Raw genomic sequence first — 14,309 nt, 5'->3', positions numbered from 1 at the left:
GGCACTCCGGCTTTTCCAAAGTGAGCCGCCGTAAGGGCGGAACCCTAGGTGGCCGTTACCCAAAAAACGGATATGTACACCACTACTCCAGGGCCCTCAAATCCACCCCAACCAACTCCAATAAGTCGCGGCAAACACCAACATCAACCCATACCCAATCAGCGTCACCAAAATCCCCACCTTGGCAAACTGCCGCGCCGTAAACGTCCCAGTCCCCAAACACACCATATTCTGCGGTGCATTGATCGGCAGGATAAACCCGTAGCTCATCACAAACCCCAACAGCATGGTCATGCCCAACCGGCTGAAATCCCCCGGCAAGGTCTGCAACACCGCAATCAGGATCGGCAACAACGCCGAGGTCAACGCCGTGGCACTGGCAAACCCCAAGTGGATCAGAATCAAGAACGCCCCCAGGATCGCAAACACCCCCAACGGCCCCACCTGATCCAACCCGGTGTGCGCCACCACCGTAGCCCCCAGCCACTGCCCCGCCTGGGTGGTCAGCAGCGCCGTGCCCAGGCTGATGCCCACGCCAAACACAATCACCGTACCCCACGGAATGCGCGACTGCACATCCTTCCAGGTCATCACGCCAAGCCCCGGCAACAGCAGGAACACCAACCCGGCGTAGGTGGTCGAGGTGGTGTCGAAGTTATGCAGGCGCCCTTCCGTGGCCCAGGCCAGCAGCAACACTACCGACACGCCCAGCAGGCGCTTCTGCGGCCCGGTCATGGGACCGATGTCCACCAATGATTGGGCCACCGCCTCTTTACCGCCGGGGATGCTATCGGTCTCCGGCGGCAGCAGCTTGAGCACCAGAAACAGCAACACCGCCGACATGATCAACGCCCACGGCGCGCCCGCGATCAGCCAGTCGATCCACGACACGCGCTGGCCGAGCATCTTGTCCATAAAGCCGACGGTCAGCAGGTTCTGCGCGGCGGCGGTCTGGATGCCGACGTTCCAGATGCTGGTGCCCTGGGCCACCACGATCATGATGCCGGCGGCGATATTCGAACGCTTGTCGACGCCAAACGCGGCGATCACGCCCATCATGATCGGCACCACACAGGCACTGCGCGCCGTGGCGCTGGGCACGACAAGGCTGAGCAGAATGGTCACGGCAATCGCCCCCAGCAGGATGCGCCGGGTGCTGGTGCCGACCCGGCTCAACGTCACCAGGGCAATGCGCCGGTCGAGACCGGTATGGGTCATGGCCGCCGCGATAAACAGCGCGCCCGCCACCAGCGCCAGCGCCGGGTTGGAAAACCCGGTCAACGCCATGCTGATGGCCGGGCTGGTGCCGATCAGATGCGTGGGGTCTTGCAGCGACGGCGCCGTGCCCAGCAGGAACGCCATCAGGGAAGTGATCATGATCGCGCTGGCTTCATAGGACACCGCCTCGGTGATCCACACCACCACGGCAAACGCGAGGATCGCCAGCATGCGATGCCCGGCCACCGGCAAATCGGCGGGCAGCGGCAACAGCAGCACCCCGGCCATCACCAGCACGGCGACGACCAGGCCCAGGGGGAGTTTGAAGGATGGGGCGGTTGTTGCGGGGGCGTTCATGGTGGGCTCCGTCAGCCTTTGAATCAGGCGGCAAGCATGGCGCAAATTGCCGCACTCCGTGTTGACGGGTATCAATCGCTGCCACTGCGAATGCTCTCTGAGCCAGGCACACATCCAACTGTGGGAGCTGGCTTGCCTGCGATGGCGGTGTATCAGTCACCCCTTCTTTGACTAACACACCGCCATCGCGGGCAAGCCCGCTCCCACACAAGCCAGCTCCCACAGGGGATCGGGTTTACACAGCAAGATCTGCGGATTCAGCTGAGCAGTTGGCTCAGTACAGCCCGGAGCTTCCCGGGTTTGACCGGTTTGTTCAGCAACGGCGCTTCCAGCCGGCGCAAGGCACGGCGGCACTGGTCGGTGCGGTCCGCAGTGATGATCACCGCAGGGATGTTGCAGGCGAAGTGCTCACGCAGATGCTTGACCACCGCACAGCCCACCACCCCGTGATCGAGGTGATAGTCCGCAAGGATCAGCTCCGGCACCCTGCCCTGCAACGCCGCCAGCGCGCCCGCCTGGTCGGTGGCGGTGAGCACTTCGCAGCCCCACTGCTCGAGCAGCGCGCTCATGCTTTCGAGGATGCTGACTTCGTTGTCGATCACCAGCAAACGCCGGCCCGGCAGCGGGTTGCCGGTGCTCGGTTGCGCCGGCAGTTGGCTGATCGCCTCGGGCATCTCGGCGCTCAGCGGCACTTCGATGCTGAACATCGAGCCCCGCCCCGGCCAGGAGCGCACGGCAATCGGATAACCAAGGATCTCGGCAATCCGCTCGACAATCGCCAGGCCCAGCCCCACCCCCTTGCGATCCGCCGCGCGGCCGACGTCGAGCTGGTTGAACTCGAGGAAGATCGCCTCCAGCCGGTCTGCCGCAATCCCGCGCCCGGTGTCCCACACCTCCAGGCGCAGGCAATCACCGCGACGTCGCGCCCCCAGCAGGATGCAGCCCTCATCGGTGTAGCGGCAGGCATTGCTGAGAAAGTTGCGCAGGATCCGCGTCAACAGCCGCAGGTCCGTGCGCACCGCGTAATGCCCGGTGTGCACCCGCAGATTCAACCCGGCCGCCTGGGCCACCGACTGGAACTCCGAGACCAGCGGCGCAAACACTTCATCCAGGCGATACAGGGCCACATCTGGCTTGACCGCCGCTTGGTCGAGTCGCGAGATATCCAGCAAATCGGTGAGCAAGTCCTCGGCGCCTTCCAGCGCCTGATGCGTGCGCTCCACCAGCACCTGTTCGACGCTGGGCAACTGGCGCTCACGCAAGGTGGCGATCAACAGGCGCGCGGCATTCAGCGGTTGCAGCAGGTCGTGGCTGGCGGCCGCAAGGTATTTGTCCTTGCTGCGGTTGGCGGCCTGGGCGGCGTCACGGGCGTCGCGCAGGTCCTGTTCGATCTGCTCACGCTGGGCGATCTGCTGTTGCAGATTGTGGTTGGCCTCCAGCAGCTCGTCGGTGCGCGCGGCGACGCGCTGCTCCAGCTCGTCGTTGAGGCGGATATAGCGCTTGCGCTCGGCCTCCAGTTCATCCAGCCGCGCGGTCAGTTCCGGGTAATGGCTCTTGCGCGCCGACTGGTCGCCCAGCCCCAGCAGCGCCGACAGTGCGCGCTGCGGGTCGTCAGAGTGCTTCGCCATAGACGACCTCGACGTCACGCTGGCTCGACGCGCGCGGGTTGGTGAGGATGCACGGGTCATCCATCGCATGCTCGGACAGGAACGGAATGTCCGCCACACGCACCCCATGCAGACCAAGGGTTTCATGGAAGCCAATCGCATGCTTCAACGCGATCAGATGGTCCACCAGACGCCCGCAGATCTGCCGGTGATTGAGGCCGCGACAGTCGATGCCAAACGTCTCGGCAATCACCTTGAAACGCTCCGGCGCCGAGCTGTAGTTGAACGCCACCACATGCTCCACCAACACCGCGTTGCACAATCCATGGGGCAGATCGAGGAAGCCGCCGAGGCTGTGGGACATCGCATGCACCGCGCCCAGGATCGCATTGGAGAACGCCAGCCCGGCCTGCATGCTGCCGAGCATGATCTTCTCGCGCAGGGCAATGTCCGTGGGGTTGGCGATCATCTGCACCAGATTACCGTTGATCAGGCGCATCGCTTCCAGCGCATGGGGATCGGTCAGCGGGCCGTGGCCGGTGGAAACAAACGCCTCAATGGCATGCACCAGCGCGTCGATGCCGGTACAGGCGGACAGGAACGGGTCCATGCTCGCCGTGGTTTCCGGGTCGATCAGCGACACATCCGGCACCACCGCCTTGCTGACGATGGAGAACTTCATGCGTTCCTGCTGGTTGGAGATGATCACGAATTGCGAGACATCCGCCGAAGTGCCGGCTGTAGTGGGGATCAGGATCAGCGGCGGGCTGGGCACACGAATGGTGTCCACGCCCTCGAATTCAAGGATGCTGCGCCCATGGGCGACCACAATGCCGATGGCCTTGCCGCAGTCCATCGGGCTGCCGCCGCCGATGGCGACGATCACATCACAGTGGTTTTCACGGTACACCTCGGCGCCGGTCATTACTTCCTCAACCCGAGGGTTGGGCGACACGGCGGAGTACAGGCAGTAGTCGATGCCGATGGCTTGCAGGCTGGCTTCCACATCGGCGACCCAACCGGCGGCGATCACCCCGGGGTCGCTGACCACCAGCACCTTGCGCGCGCCGAAGGTCTTCGCGTAGTTGCCGACGTTGTGCCGGCAGCCGGCGCCAAAGATGATTTCAGGAGAGACGAATTTACGCAGGAGGCTCAGGTTTGGGCTCATTGGAAAGCCTGTTCTTATTATTTTGGAAGAATGCGCTCCACACTAACCGATCCTTGGGCGATTGCAATCAGACCAAAGAGTCATCTTCCATGCAGCACCGGCCAGCACGAGGCTGGCCGGAGGGTCGATCAACGGCTGGCGAAGTACATGGTCACTTCAAAGCCGATACGCAGGTCGGTAAACGCGGGTTTTTTCCACATGGGGCGTTCCTCTTGTTGTGCCGGGAGATTCCGGTTGGGTCATTAATGCATGGGGGGCCGAGGGGGCGAATGCTACTTTCGAAGGAGTTGGCGCAGTGCAATGGTCTCAGACACACAGGGATCCAAATGTGGGAGCTGGCTTGCCTGCGATAGCGGTGGGTCAGCTACAAACGTGTAACTGATACACCGCCATCGCAGGCAAGCCAGCTCCCACAGGGGATTGCATTTCAAGTCTGCAGGGTTAGAAGAAGCCCAGCGGATTGATGTCGTAGCTCACCAGCAGGTTCTTGGTCTGCTGGTAATGATCCAGCATCATCTTGTGATTCTCACGCCCCACCCCCGACTTCTTGTACCCCCCAAACGCCGCATGCGCCGGATACAAGTGATAGCAGTTAGTCCAAACACGCCCCGCCTTGATCGCCCGCCCCATGCGGTAAGCACGGTTGATATCACGCGTCCACAACCCAGCACCCAAGCCAAACTCGCTATCGTTGGCAATCGCCAGCGCTTCAGCTTCATCCTTGAACGTGGTCACTCCCACCACCGGCCCGAAGATTTCCTCCTGGAACACGCGCATCTTGTTGTGCCCCTTGAGCAACGTCGGCTGGATGTAATAACCACTGGAAAGGTCACCCTCCAAACGCTCGGCAGCGCCGCCGGTGAGCAACACCGCACCCTCTTCCTGGGCAATTTTCAGGTACGAGAGAATCTTGTCGAACTGCTGCTCCGACGCCTGCGCACCGACCATGGTTTCGGTGTCCAACGGGTTGCCGCGCTTGATCTTGACGATCTTCTTCATCACCTCGGCCATGAACGCATCGTAGATCGACTCCTGCACCAGCGCCCGCGACGGGCAGGTGCACACTTCGCCCTGGTTGAAGAACGCCAATACCAAACCTTCGGCAGCCTTTTCGATGAACGCAGGCTCGGCCTGCATGATGTCTTCGAAGAAGATGTTCGGCGACTTGCCGCCCAGTTCCACGGTGGACGGAATAATGTTCTCGGCCGCCGCATGCATGATGTGCGCGCCCACCGGGGTAGAACCGGTGAAGGCGATCTTGGCGATGCGCTTGCTGGTGGCCAACGCCTCCCCCGCTTCGCGGCCAAAGCCTTGCACGATGTTCAGCACGCCGGGTGGCAGCAAATCATTGATCAGCTCGGCAAACACCATGATCGACAACGGCGTCTGCTCGGCCGGCTTGAGCACGATGCAGTTACCGGCAGCCAGCGCTGGCGCGAGTTTCCACGCGGCCATCAGCAGCGGAAAGTTCCACGGGATGATCTGCCCGACCACGCCCAGCGGTTCGTGGAAATGATAGGCCGCCGTCAGTTCGTTGATCTCGGCCGCGCCGCCTTCCTGGGCGCGGATGCAACCGGCGAAGTAGCGGAAATGGTCAGCGGCCAGGGGCACGTCGGCGTTGAGGGTTTCGCGCACGGCCTTGCCGTTGTCCCAGGTTTCGGCGACGGCCAGCACTTCGAGATTCTGCTCGATGCGGTCGGCGATTTTCAGCAGCACCAGGGAGCGGTCCTGGGCGCTGGTCTTGCCCCAGGCATCGGCGGCGGCGTGGGCGGCGTCGAGGGCTTTTTCGATGTCGGCGGCGCTGGAACGCGGGAACTCGGCGATGACTTCGCCGGTGACCGGCGAGGTATTGGTGAAGTAGTTGCCATCGATCGGTGCGACAAACTCACCGCCGATGTAGTTGCCGTAGCGCGCCTTGAAGCTGACGATGGCGCCAGGGGTGCCGGGTTGTGCGTAGATCATGGTGAGGCCTCTGTCGGGGTCCGGGCCTGTCGGTCAACAGGCGATGAGCCGATAGTAAAGAGCCCCCGCTGCCGGGCGTATGCGCCGTTGGCAGGGGGGCTATGGTCATTTGGTCGTAGAACTAGTGCTTGGCCACCAGCTCCTTGGGCAACTTGAAGGTCCAGAGCATGCCGCCCTGGTTGAAGTCCTTGACGCGCTTGGCCACTTCACCGCCCCACAGCGGCACCGCGCCGCCCCAGCCAGAGACCACCGAGACGTATTGCTCGCCATCCATGTCCCAGGTCACAGGCGAACCGAGTACGCCGGAACCGGTCTGGAATTCCCAGACCTTCTCGCCGGTCTTGGCGTTGAACGCCTGCAGGAAACCTTCCGGCGTACCGGTAAATACCAGGTTGCCCTTGGTGGTCAGCACCCCGCCCCACAGCGGCGCGAAGTTCTTGTGGCGCCACACTTCCTTGCCGGTCTTCGGGTCGATGGCGCGTAGCACGCCGATGTAGTCTTCGTTCAGCGGCTTGATGGTGAAGCCCGCACCAAGGAACGCCGCACCTTTCTTGTAGGCGATGCCTTCGTTCCAGATGTCCATGCCCCACTCGTTGGAGGGCACGTAGAACAACCCGGTGTCGCGGTTGTAGGCCATCGGCATCCAGTTTTTCGCACCGAGGAACGCGGGGGCGACGAACACCGAAGTGCCCTTGGTTTCACTGCCCGGCGCGCCGGGGCGGCTGGCGTCGTTGTAGATCGGCCGGCCATTTTTATCCAGGCCGGTGGCCCAGGTGATCTTGTCCACGAACGGGAAGCCGCGGATGAACTTGCCGTTGGTGCGGTCGAGCACGTAGAAGAAGCCGTTGCGGTCGGCGGTGGCGGCGGCTTTGATTTCCTTGCCGCCTTCGCTGTAGTTGAACGAGATCAGTTCATTCACGCCGTCAAAGTCCCAGCCATCGTGGGGCGTGCTCTGGAAGTGCCACTTGATGGTGCCGTCATCCGGGTTCAGCGCCAGGCGCGAGGACGAATAGAGGTTGTCGCCCGGGCGCAGGTGCGAGTTCCACGGCGCCGGGTTGCCGGTGCCGAACAGCAGCAGGTTGGTTTCCGGGTCGTAGTAGCCGCCCAGCCACGGCGCCGCGCCGCCGGTCTTCCACAGATCGCCGGGCCAGGTCTTGCCCGCTTCGCCGCCGGAGATGCCGTTCTCCACCGCCTTGCCGTCCTTGTACACGTAGCCCATATGGCCTTCGACGGTCGGGCGGCTCCACAGCAAGTCGCCATTTTTCGGGTCGTAGGCTTCGATCTTGCCGACCACGCCGAACTCGCCACCGGCCACGCCGGTGATCAGCTTGCCGTTGATCACCAGGGGCGCGGCGCTGATGGAGTAGCCTTCCTTGTGGTCGGCAACTTTCTTGCTCCACACCACTTTGCCGGTGTCCTTGTTCAGGGCCACCAGCTTGGCGTCGAGGGTGCCGAAGAACACCAGGTCGCCGTACAGCGCCACGCCCCGGTTGATCACGTCGCAGCACGGGCGGATGTCGTCGGGCAGGCGCGCGTCGTATTGCCAGAGTTTCTTGCCGGTGCGCGCATCCACCGCAAACACCCGCGAATAGGAACCGGTGAGGTACATCACCCCGTCCTTGACCATCGGCTGCGCCTGCTGGCCGCGCTGTTTCTCGCCGCCAAAGGAAAACGCCCAGACCGGGCGCAGTTCCTTGACGTTGTCGACGTTCAGCGTGTCCAGCGGGCTGTAGCGCTGGCCCTGCACGCCGAGGCCGTTGGTGACGATCTGCTCGGGGTTTTTCGGGTCCTGGAGAATGTCCTGGTCGGTGACAGCGGCCAGGGCCTGGCCGGACAACAGGATGGCACCGAGCAACACACTCAAGGCGAAGGGTTGGCGGCGTGCGGGTTGGGTCATGACGGCTACCTCTGCGGTTTTTTGTTATACCCGGGAAATTTTCCCGATCTGCTGCAGATTCTTGGGCGCAGGGGCAGTTGTCACAATTGACCGCAGTATCGAGTTTGCTAGTTCCTTAGTAGCGGGTGCATCTGCGCGCGCTCGTAGCGCGGGTACAGGTGGCTGACGCTGCGGATCAGTTCGTAGCGGCTCAGGCTGATCGCGGCAAAGCGTTCGGGGATCGGGCTGCGGATCATCTCGGTCATGTCGCTGCCGTGGGCGGCGCCGTCGCGCAGCAATTGATCGAGCCAGGTCAGGTAGTCGCGCATCTGTTCGAAGGGCTGCGCGTCCGTGGCAATCGGGCCGTGGCCGGGCACCACCAGGGTCCAGGGCAGACCTTGCAGGGTGGTGATGTCGGCCAGCCAGGCGGCGAGGCCGGGGCTGTTGGGCGTGGTCAGGGCGCGCTGGTAAAACACCAGGTCGCCGGCGAACAGCACGCCGGTGCTCTGGTCGAGAATCGCCAGATCGGCGCCAGTGTGGCCGGTCAACGCCAGCAGGCGTAAATCGTGGTTGCCAAAGCTACGTAAACCGGGCTCCAGCACCTCGGTGGGCAACACCACTTCGGTGCCGCGCATCCAGTCGCCGACCATGCGGTAGAGGTTTTCCGCCATGCTGTCGCCCTGCTCGTGCAGCAGCTTTGTGGTGTCGGCCAGGGCGGCGATGGGCACGTCCTTGAACGCCTGGTTGCCCAAGGCATGGTCGGGGTGATGATGGGTGAGCAACACCTGGATCACCGGCTTGGCGGTAACGCTGGCGATGGCCTGGCGCAGGGCTTCGCCGTAACGCCTGGACGGCCCGGTGTCGATCACCACCACGCCCGCCTCGGTGACGATAAACGCGACATTGACGATATTGCCGCCGTTGGCCTTGGCGAAGTTGTCGGTGCTGCCTTCCAGCAGCCAGGTGCCTTCGGCGATCTGCCGGGGTTTGAGGGCGTAGTCCATCTCGGCCAGGGCGGGCAGGCACAGGCCCAGGCACAACAACAGTATCCAGCGCATGCCGCGCTCCTTTTAGTCAGGGGATGGCCGCGTCGAACTCGTTGCCGCTGTTGTCACGCAGGACCAGGCGCGTCTGCCCGGCGCCTTCGATGTCGAAGGCCAGGTTGGGGTTTTCGCTGACGGCCGGGAACAGCTCCAGCTCGGCCATCACCTGGCCTTTGTCGCCGAGCAATTGCGCGTGGTTGAGGTAGAACTCGGGGATGCCGCTGACCATGCCGTTGTCCATCGGGTGCGCCACCTGCACGCGCACGCGGCTGTACTCGCCACGCGGGTAGCGGCCGCCGAGCACTTCGCCGATATGCTCTTCCCAACCCGGCTGGGTGCGCACCACGCTCGGCGCGGTGCAGCCACCGCCGGCAGCGTCGATCAACGTCGAGCCCACGTGCCACACGCCGTCATCGGTGAGCACGGCGGCACGCAGCGGCGTGGCCTGCTCGATGCGGATGCGCAGCGCCAGCCACGGCAACACCCCGGCCTTGGGCTGGAAGTCGACGATCTTCGGCAACGGATTCAGTTCGGCCCAGGCGAAGATGCGCACCACCCTGCCCTTGAACGCCCGTGCGTCGATCTCCAACGGCACCTGCCGCGCATCCTCGGCGAACGGCGGCGCCAGTAGCTTGACCCGCTCGTCGAACACGAACGGCGCATTGTCGAGGAATTGCTTGTGATAGAACGCCCACATCACCGACGGCACCGGGTCCACCTCGGTGGCGTGCACCGCCCATGGCAACAGGCAGGCCAGCAGGCAAATCAGGCGCCGGATCATTGGTACATCTCGGGCACTTCGTAGCGCAGGCCGTAATGGCTGTAGATGGCTTGCAGGCTGCCGTCGCGGATCAGGCCTTCCAGCGCCTCTTCCACGGCATACGCCAGTTGCCGGTTGCTTTCATGCACCGCCATGCCGATCTCCCACCGTTGTCGGCCCATGTTCGGGTAAGCGTTTTCCGCCAGGGCCAGTTGCGGGTCGCGGGCCTCATGCACCTGCCAGTCGATCTCGCCACGCATCGCCATCACCGCATCGACCTCCCCGGCTTTCATCGCCGCAAAGGCCTGGGGCACGTTGGCATAGTGGCGGGTCTTGCCCGCCAGCATGCCGTTGAACACCGAGGTGAGATAGAACGAGGGCACACTGTCCACTTCCACGCCAATCGGGTGTTCCTGGAACACCGCCACGCTGGCCACGCTGTCCAGGCGGCGGCGGTCATAGGCCACCTGCCATTGTTCGTTCTGGTACGGCCCGAACATCACCACATGGCCGTTTTCCAGCTCGCCCTGATCGTTGCGCTTTTGCGTGTACTCATGGTCGTAAGGCGCGCGCATCATCAAGTCGGCCAACTGCTGGTTATGCAGTTGGCTGCCGCGCCAGATGTAGTCGCGCAGGTCGTCGTCGAGTTTCTCGCCGGCCGGCGCCCAGATCAGGCGCAGCTGCACGCCCAGGGCCTTGGCCAGGGCCTGGGCGAGTTCCACGTCGACGCCGCGCGGGGTGCCGCCGTCGTCGAAGCTGTAGGGGGCGAAATCCTTGTACACCGCCACTTTCAACTCGCCGGCGGCGATCATCTGGTCATAGCTGCGCACCTGCGCCTGTGCCGCCTGGCAGCACAGCAAGGCCAGGCTCAACACCAGGCTGATCAGGCGCATGGCTTACTCCTCGACGCGCACGGAATCCAGGTAGGTACGTACCGCCCACAGGGCTTCCTGGCTCAGGTAGTCGGCCATTTTCGGCATGTACACGCGGCCGTCACGCACGGCGCCGTGTCGCACGCGTTCGACAAACCACTCATCCCCGGCGTCGCCTTCGTCGAGCATGCGCAGGTCCGGCGCGATACCACCGGACTTCGCCTCCAGCCCGTGGCACGCGGCGCAGTTCTGGTTGTAGGCAGAGGAGCCGATTTCGACGGCCTTGTCGTGCTCAGGGGACTTGCGATACGGGTTGTTGGCCGCCCAGCCGTCGCCATCGAGCGGCACGCCCGCGTCCTTGATCGGCGTCAGGCCTTTGGTTTCCACCGCTTGCGGCACCACGTTGCCATGGGCCCACACGGCGCCCACATTGATCACACCCACCAGCAGGCCGGCCACGAGCAAGGCGTTGCGTTTTGTTGTCATTATTGTTGTCCTCTCAGATTGCACGCAAACCCCATTGCAGAGGCTATGGCAACCATCTTAGGAACCCGCCGTCCTGCACCGTATGCTGCTTTGGTGGCCGCGCTCTAGTCCCTTGGTAGTAGGGCTTGTGGGGCACACCCAAATCAGCGGCGGTTCGGGAAGTCTTCCCGGCAACAGCGGGAATTTTTCCGTATCCAGCCACCGCCCCGGCGCACCACCCTGTGCAGGCCAAAACCTCCACTGGGAACTGCAAACCATGACAATAAGATCGCTCCCCTCCCGCTCCCCTCTAAGCCTTGCCGTGCAAGCCTTTTTGCTGGTGGGCAGCCTGTCCTTCAGTGCGGCGAGTTTCGCCGCCGCCGAACCTGCCAAGACGACGCGCAACGTCACCTGGGAAGACATCGCCAACGACCACCTGACCACCAAGGATGTGCTGCAATACGGCATGGGCACCAACGCCCAGCGCTGGAGCCCGCTGGCCCAGGTCAATGACAAGAACGTGTTCAAGCTCACGCCCGCCTGGTCGTATTCCTTTGGCGACGAGAAGCAGCGCGGCCAGGAATCCCAGGCCATCGTCAGCGACGGCGTGGTCTACGTCACCGGCTCGTATTCCCGCGTGTTCGCCCTCGACGCGAAAACCGGCAAACGCTTGTGGACCTACAACCACCGCCTGCCCGACAACATTCGCCCGTGCTGTGACGTGGTCAACCGTGGCGCGGCGATCTTCGGCGACAAGATCTACTTCGGCACCCTCGACGCGCGCCTGATCGCCCTCGACAAAAACACCGGCAAAGTGGTGTGGAACAAGAAATTCGGCGACCACGCCGCCGGCTACACCATGACCGGCGCACCGGTGCTGATCAAAGACAAGGTCACCGGCAAAGTGCTGCTGATCCACGGCAGCTCCGGCGATGAATTCGGCGTGGTCGGCCAGCTGTATGCCCGCGACCCGGACACCGGCGAAGAAGTGTGGATGCGCCCCTTCGTCGAAGGCCACATGGGCCGCCTCAATGGCAAGGACAGCACCCCCACCGGCGACGTCAAGGCGCCGTCGTGGCCGGATGATCCGACCACCGAAACCGGCAAGGTCGAGGCCTGGAGCCACGGCGGCGGCGCCCCTTGGCAGAGCGCAAGCTTCGATGCCGAGACCAACACCATCATCGTCGGCGCCGGCAACCCCGGCCCGTGGAACACCTGGGCGCGCACCTCCAAGGACGGCAACCCCCACGACTTCGACAGCCTCTACACCTCGGGCCAGGTCGGCGTCGACCCAAGCACCGGCGAAGTGAAGTGGTTCTACCAGCACACGCCCAACGATGCCTGGGACTTCTCCGGCAACAACGAACTGGTGCTGTTCGACTACAAGGACAAGGACGGCAAGGTCACCAAGGCCACCGGCCACGCTGACCGCAACGGCTTCTTCTATGTGGTGGACCGCAACAACGGCAAGCTGCAAAACGCCTTCCCGTTCGTGGACAACATCACCTGGGCCAGCCATATCGACCTGAAGACCGGGCGCCCCGTGGAAAACGAAGGCCAGCGTCCGGCCAAGCCATTGCCGGGTGAAACCAAGGGCAAGCCGGTGGAAGTCTCGCCGCCGTTCCTCGGTGGCAAGAACTGGAACCCCATGGCCTACAGCCAGGACACCGGCCTGTTCTACATCCCCGGCAACCAGTGGAAAGAGGAATACTGGACCGAAGAGGTCAACTACAAGAAGGGCTCGGCTTACCTGGGCATGGGCTTCCGCATCAAGCGCATGTACGACGACCACGTCGGCACCCTGCGCGCAATGAACCCGACCACCGGCAAGGTGGTGTGGGAGCACAAGGAACACCTGCCACTGTGGGCCGGCGTGCTGGCGACCAAGGGCAACCTGGTGTTCACCGGCACCGGCGATGGCTTCTTCAAGGCCTTCGACGCGAAAACCGGCAAGGAGCTGTGGAAGTTCCAGACCGGCAGCGGCATCGTCTCGCCGCCGATTACCTGGGAACAGGATGGCGAGCAGTACATCGGCGTCACCGTCGGTTATGGCGGCGCGGTGCCGTTGTGGGGTGGCGACATGGCCGAGTTGACCAAGCCGGTGGCACAGGGCGGGTCATTCTGGGTGTTCAAGATCCCGAGCTGGGATCAGAAGACCGCGCAAAAATAACCTTTAGCTAATGCGGGGCCCGCTTTTGTGGCGAGGGAGCTTGCTCCCGCTGGGCTGCGAAGCGGCCCCGCTTTTCCTCCTGCAACACTGTGCAGCCAGGTTTTGCGACTGCTGCGCAGTCGAGCGGGAGCAAGCTCCCTCGCCACAGAGGTTTTGTGATGAAAATTCTGCCTTTATTACTCCTGCTATCCCTACCTTTAGCCCACGCCGACGATGGCGACGACGCCCCCTTGATCATCAACGGCTGCACCCTCGCCGAACACAGCCAATGCCCCGGCGCCAACCTCAAAGGCGCCAACCTGCGCAACCAGAACCTCAGCGGCATGAACCTGGCCGGCGCCGACCTGCGCGACGCGGACCTGCGCCACGCCAACCTCGACCTGGCCAACCTGGAAAAAGCCCAGCTGCAAGGCGCCAATCTCACCCGCGCGAGCCTGCAACAAGCCAACCTGCGCCTCGCCGACTTTACCGGCGCCACGCTGATGGCCGTACAAGGCTGGGGAATGTTTGCCCAGGGCGCGCAATTTGAAAACGCCAACCTCAGCGCTGCGTACCTGCAATTTGCGCGGTTGTCGGGGGCCAAAATGCACAAGGCCAACCTGCGGGCGGCAGACCTGGAAATGACCTGGTTGAGCAAGGCGGATCTGCAAGGCGCAGACCTCAGCGATGCTAATCTGCAAGAAGCCAAGTTTGGGGAGAGCAATCTGGAGAAAGCCACGCTCAGTGGCAGCCGCCAGCACTACGCCAACTTCCAGGACGCCAATATGGAAGGCTGCAAGGACTGCCCGACCACCTGGGATCGATAGAGCCC

12 protein-coding genes are annotated in these 14,309 nt (G+C 63.4%); 2 read left to right on the top strand and 10 right to left on the bottom strand.

Annotated elements, in window-relative coordinates:
* Positions 1-96: 96 nt before the first annotated feature.
* From B348_RS0107155 to pedF, 10 genes are all read right to left on the bottom strand, one after another.
* On the bottom strand, positions 97-1,575 hold the full coding sequence (locus B348_RS0107155) for a DASS family sodium-coupled anion symporter (protein ID WP_017735458.1): 1,479 nt from the start codon (positions 1,573-1,575) through the stop codon (positions 97-99).
* Between the two features lie 257 nt (positions 1,576-1,832).
* The gene (locus B348_RS0107150; protein WP_017735457.1) at positions 1,833-3,203 is read right to left on the bottom strand and encodes a hybrid sensor histidine kinase/response regulator; all 1,371 of its coding nucleotides are present in this window, start codon (positions 3,201-3,203) and stop codon (positions 1,833-1,835) included.
* Positions 3,187-4,350, bottom strand: coding sequence for an alcohol dehydrogenase-like regulatory protein ErcA (gene ercA / locus B348_RS0107145; protein ID WP_017735456.1), 1,164 nt, complete (start codon positions 4,348-4,350; stop codon positions 3,187-3,189). Before ercA ends, B348_RS0107150 begins: the two co-directional genes overlap by 17 nt.
* Positions 4,351-4,478: 128 nt before the next feature.
* Positions 4,479-4,550, bottom strand: coding sequence for a pyrroloquinoline quinone precursor peptide PqqA (gene pqqA / locus B348_RS1000000130745; RefSeq protein ID WP_020289857.1), 72 nt, complete (start codon positions 4,548-4,550; stop codon positions 4,479-4,481).
* A 241-nt stretch (positions 4,551-4,791) separates the two neighbouring features.
* A complete protein-coding gene (locus B348_RS0107140; RefSeq protein ID WP_017735455.1) occupies positions 4,792-6,312 on the bottom strand; it encodes an aldehyde dehydrogenase family protein in 1,521 nt (506 codons plus the stop codon).
* Between the two features lie 121 nt (positions 6,313-6,433).
* Positions 6,434-8,209, bottom strand: coding sequence for a PQQ-dependent methanol/ethanol family dehydrogenase (locus B348_RS0107135; protein WP_017735454.1), 1,776 nt, complete (start codon positions 8,207-8,209; stop codon positions 6,434-6,436).
* Between the two features lie 107 nt (positions 8,210-8,316).
* On the bottom strand, positions 8,317-9,246 hold the full coding sequence (locus B348_RS0107130) for a quinoprotein relay system zinc metallohydrolase 1 (protein ID WP_017735453.1): 930 nt from the start codon (positions 9,244-9,246) through the stop codon (positions 8,317-8,319).
* 16 nt (positions 9,247-9,262) lie between these two features.
* Positions 9,263-10,012, bottom strand: coding sequence for a quinoprotein dehydrogenase-associated SoxYZ-like carrier (locus tag B348_RS0107125; protein WP_017735452.1), 750 nt, complete (start codon positions 10,010-10,012; stop codon positions 9,263-9,265).
* The gene (locus B348_RS0107120) at positions 10,009-10,884 is read right to left on the bottom strand and encodes an ABC transporter substrate-binding protein (protein WP_017735451.1); all 876 of its coding nucleotides are present in this window, start codon (positions 10,882-10,884) and stop codon (positions 10,009-10,011) included. Before B348_RS0107120 ends, B348_RS0107125 begins: the two co-directional genes overlap by 4 nt.
* 3 nt (positions 10,885-10,887) lie before the next feature.
* A complete protein-coding gene (gene pedF, locus B348_RS0107115; protein ID WP_017735450.1) occupies positions 10,888-11,349 on the bottom strand; it encodes a cytochrome c-550 PedF in 462 nt (153 codons plus the stop codon).
* Positions 11,350-11,605: 256 nt separating this feature from the next.
* On the opposite strand from pedF, the gene exaA reads away from it, so the two are divergent.
* Together exaA and B348_RS0107105 are read left to right on the top strand one after the other, a co-directional pair.
* Entirely contained in the window at positions 11,606-13,498 is a 1,893-nt protein-coding gene (gene exaA / locus B348_RS0107110; protein WP_081609207.1) for a quinoprotein ethanol dehydrogenase, read from the top strand.
* Positions 13,499-13,656: 158 nt separating this feature from the next.
* Positions 13,657-14,304: a pentapeptide repeat-containing protein gene (locus tag B348_RS0107105; protein ID WP_026136621.1), complete on the top strand. Its 648-nt coding sequence runs from the start codon at positions 13,657-13,659 to the stop codon at positions 14,302-14,304.
* Positions 14,305-14,309 lie beyond the last annotated feature (5 nt).

The sequence above is a fragment of the Pseudomonas sp. CBZ-4 genome (genome assembly GCF_000346755.1).
In the GTDB taxonomy this organism is placed as follows: domain Bacteria; phylum Pseudomonadota; class Gammaproteobacteria; order Pseudomonadales; family Pseudomonadaceae; genus Aquipseudomonas.
The sequence above is the reverse complement of the archived record's forward strand: the minus strand, read 5'-3'. Positions and strand labels throughout refer to the sequence as shown.

Bases quoted from the DNA above. Each gene is read 5' to 3' on its own strand.
- B348_RS0107135 (WP_017735454.1), bottom strand. From the start codon at position 8,209: ATGACCCAACCCGCACGCCGCCAACCCTTCGCCTTGAGTGTGTTGCTC.
- B348_RS0107130 (WP_017735453.1), bottom strand. From the start codon at position 9,246: ATGCGCTGGATACTGTTGTTGTGCCTGGGCCTGTGCCTGCCCGCCCTG.
- B348_RS0107125 (WP_017735452.1), bottom strand. From the start codon at position 10,012: ATGATCCGGCGCCTGATTTGCCTGCTGGCCTGCCTGTTGCCATGGGCG.
- B348_RS0107120 (WP_017735451.1), bottom strand. From the start codon at position 10,884: ATGCGCCTGATCAGCCTGGTGTTGAGCCTGGCCTTGCTGTGCTGCCAG.
- B348_RS0107155 (WP_017735458.1), bottom strand. From the start codon at position 1,575: ATGAACGCCCCCGCAACAACCGCCCCATCCTTCAAACTCCCCCTGGGC.
- B348_RS0107140 (WP_017735455.1), bottom strand. From the start codon at position 6,312: ATGATCTACGCACAACCCGGCACCCCTGGCGCCATCGTCAGCTTCAAG.
- ercA (WP_017735456.1), bottom strand. From the start codon at position 4,350: ATGAGCCCAAACCTGAGCCTCCTGCGTAAATTCGTCTCTCCTGAAATC.
- exaA (WP_081609207.1), top strand. From the start codon at position 11,606: ATGACAATAAGATCGCTCCCCTCCCGCTCCCCTCTAAGCCTTGCCGTG.
- B348_RS0107150 (WP_017735457.1), bottom strand. From the start codon at position 3,203: ATGGCGAAGCACTCTGACGACCCGCAGCGCGCACTGTCGGCGCTGCTG.
- pedF (WP_017735450.1), bottom strand. From the start codon at position 11,349: ATGACAACAAAACGCAACGCCTTGCTCGTGGCCGGCCTGCTGGTGGGT.
- B348_RS0107105 (WP_026136621.1), top strand. From the start codon at position 13,657: ATGAAAATTCTGCCTTTATTACTCCTGCTATCCCTACCTTTAGCCCAC.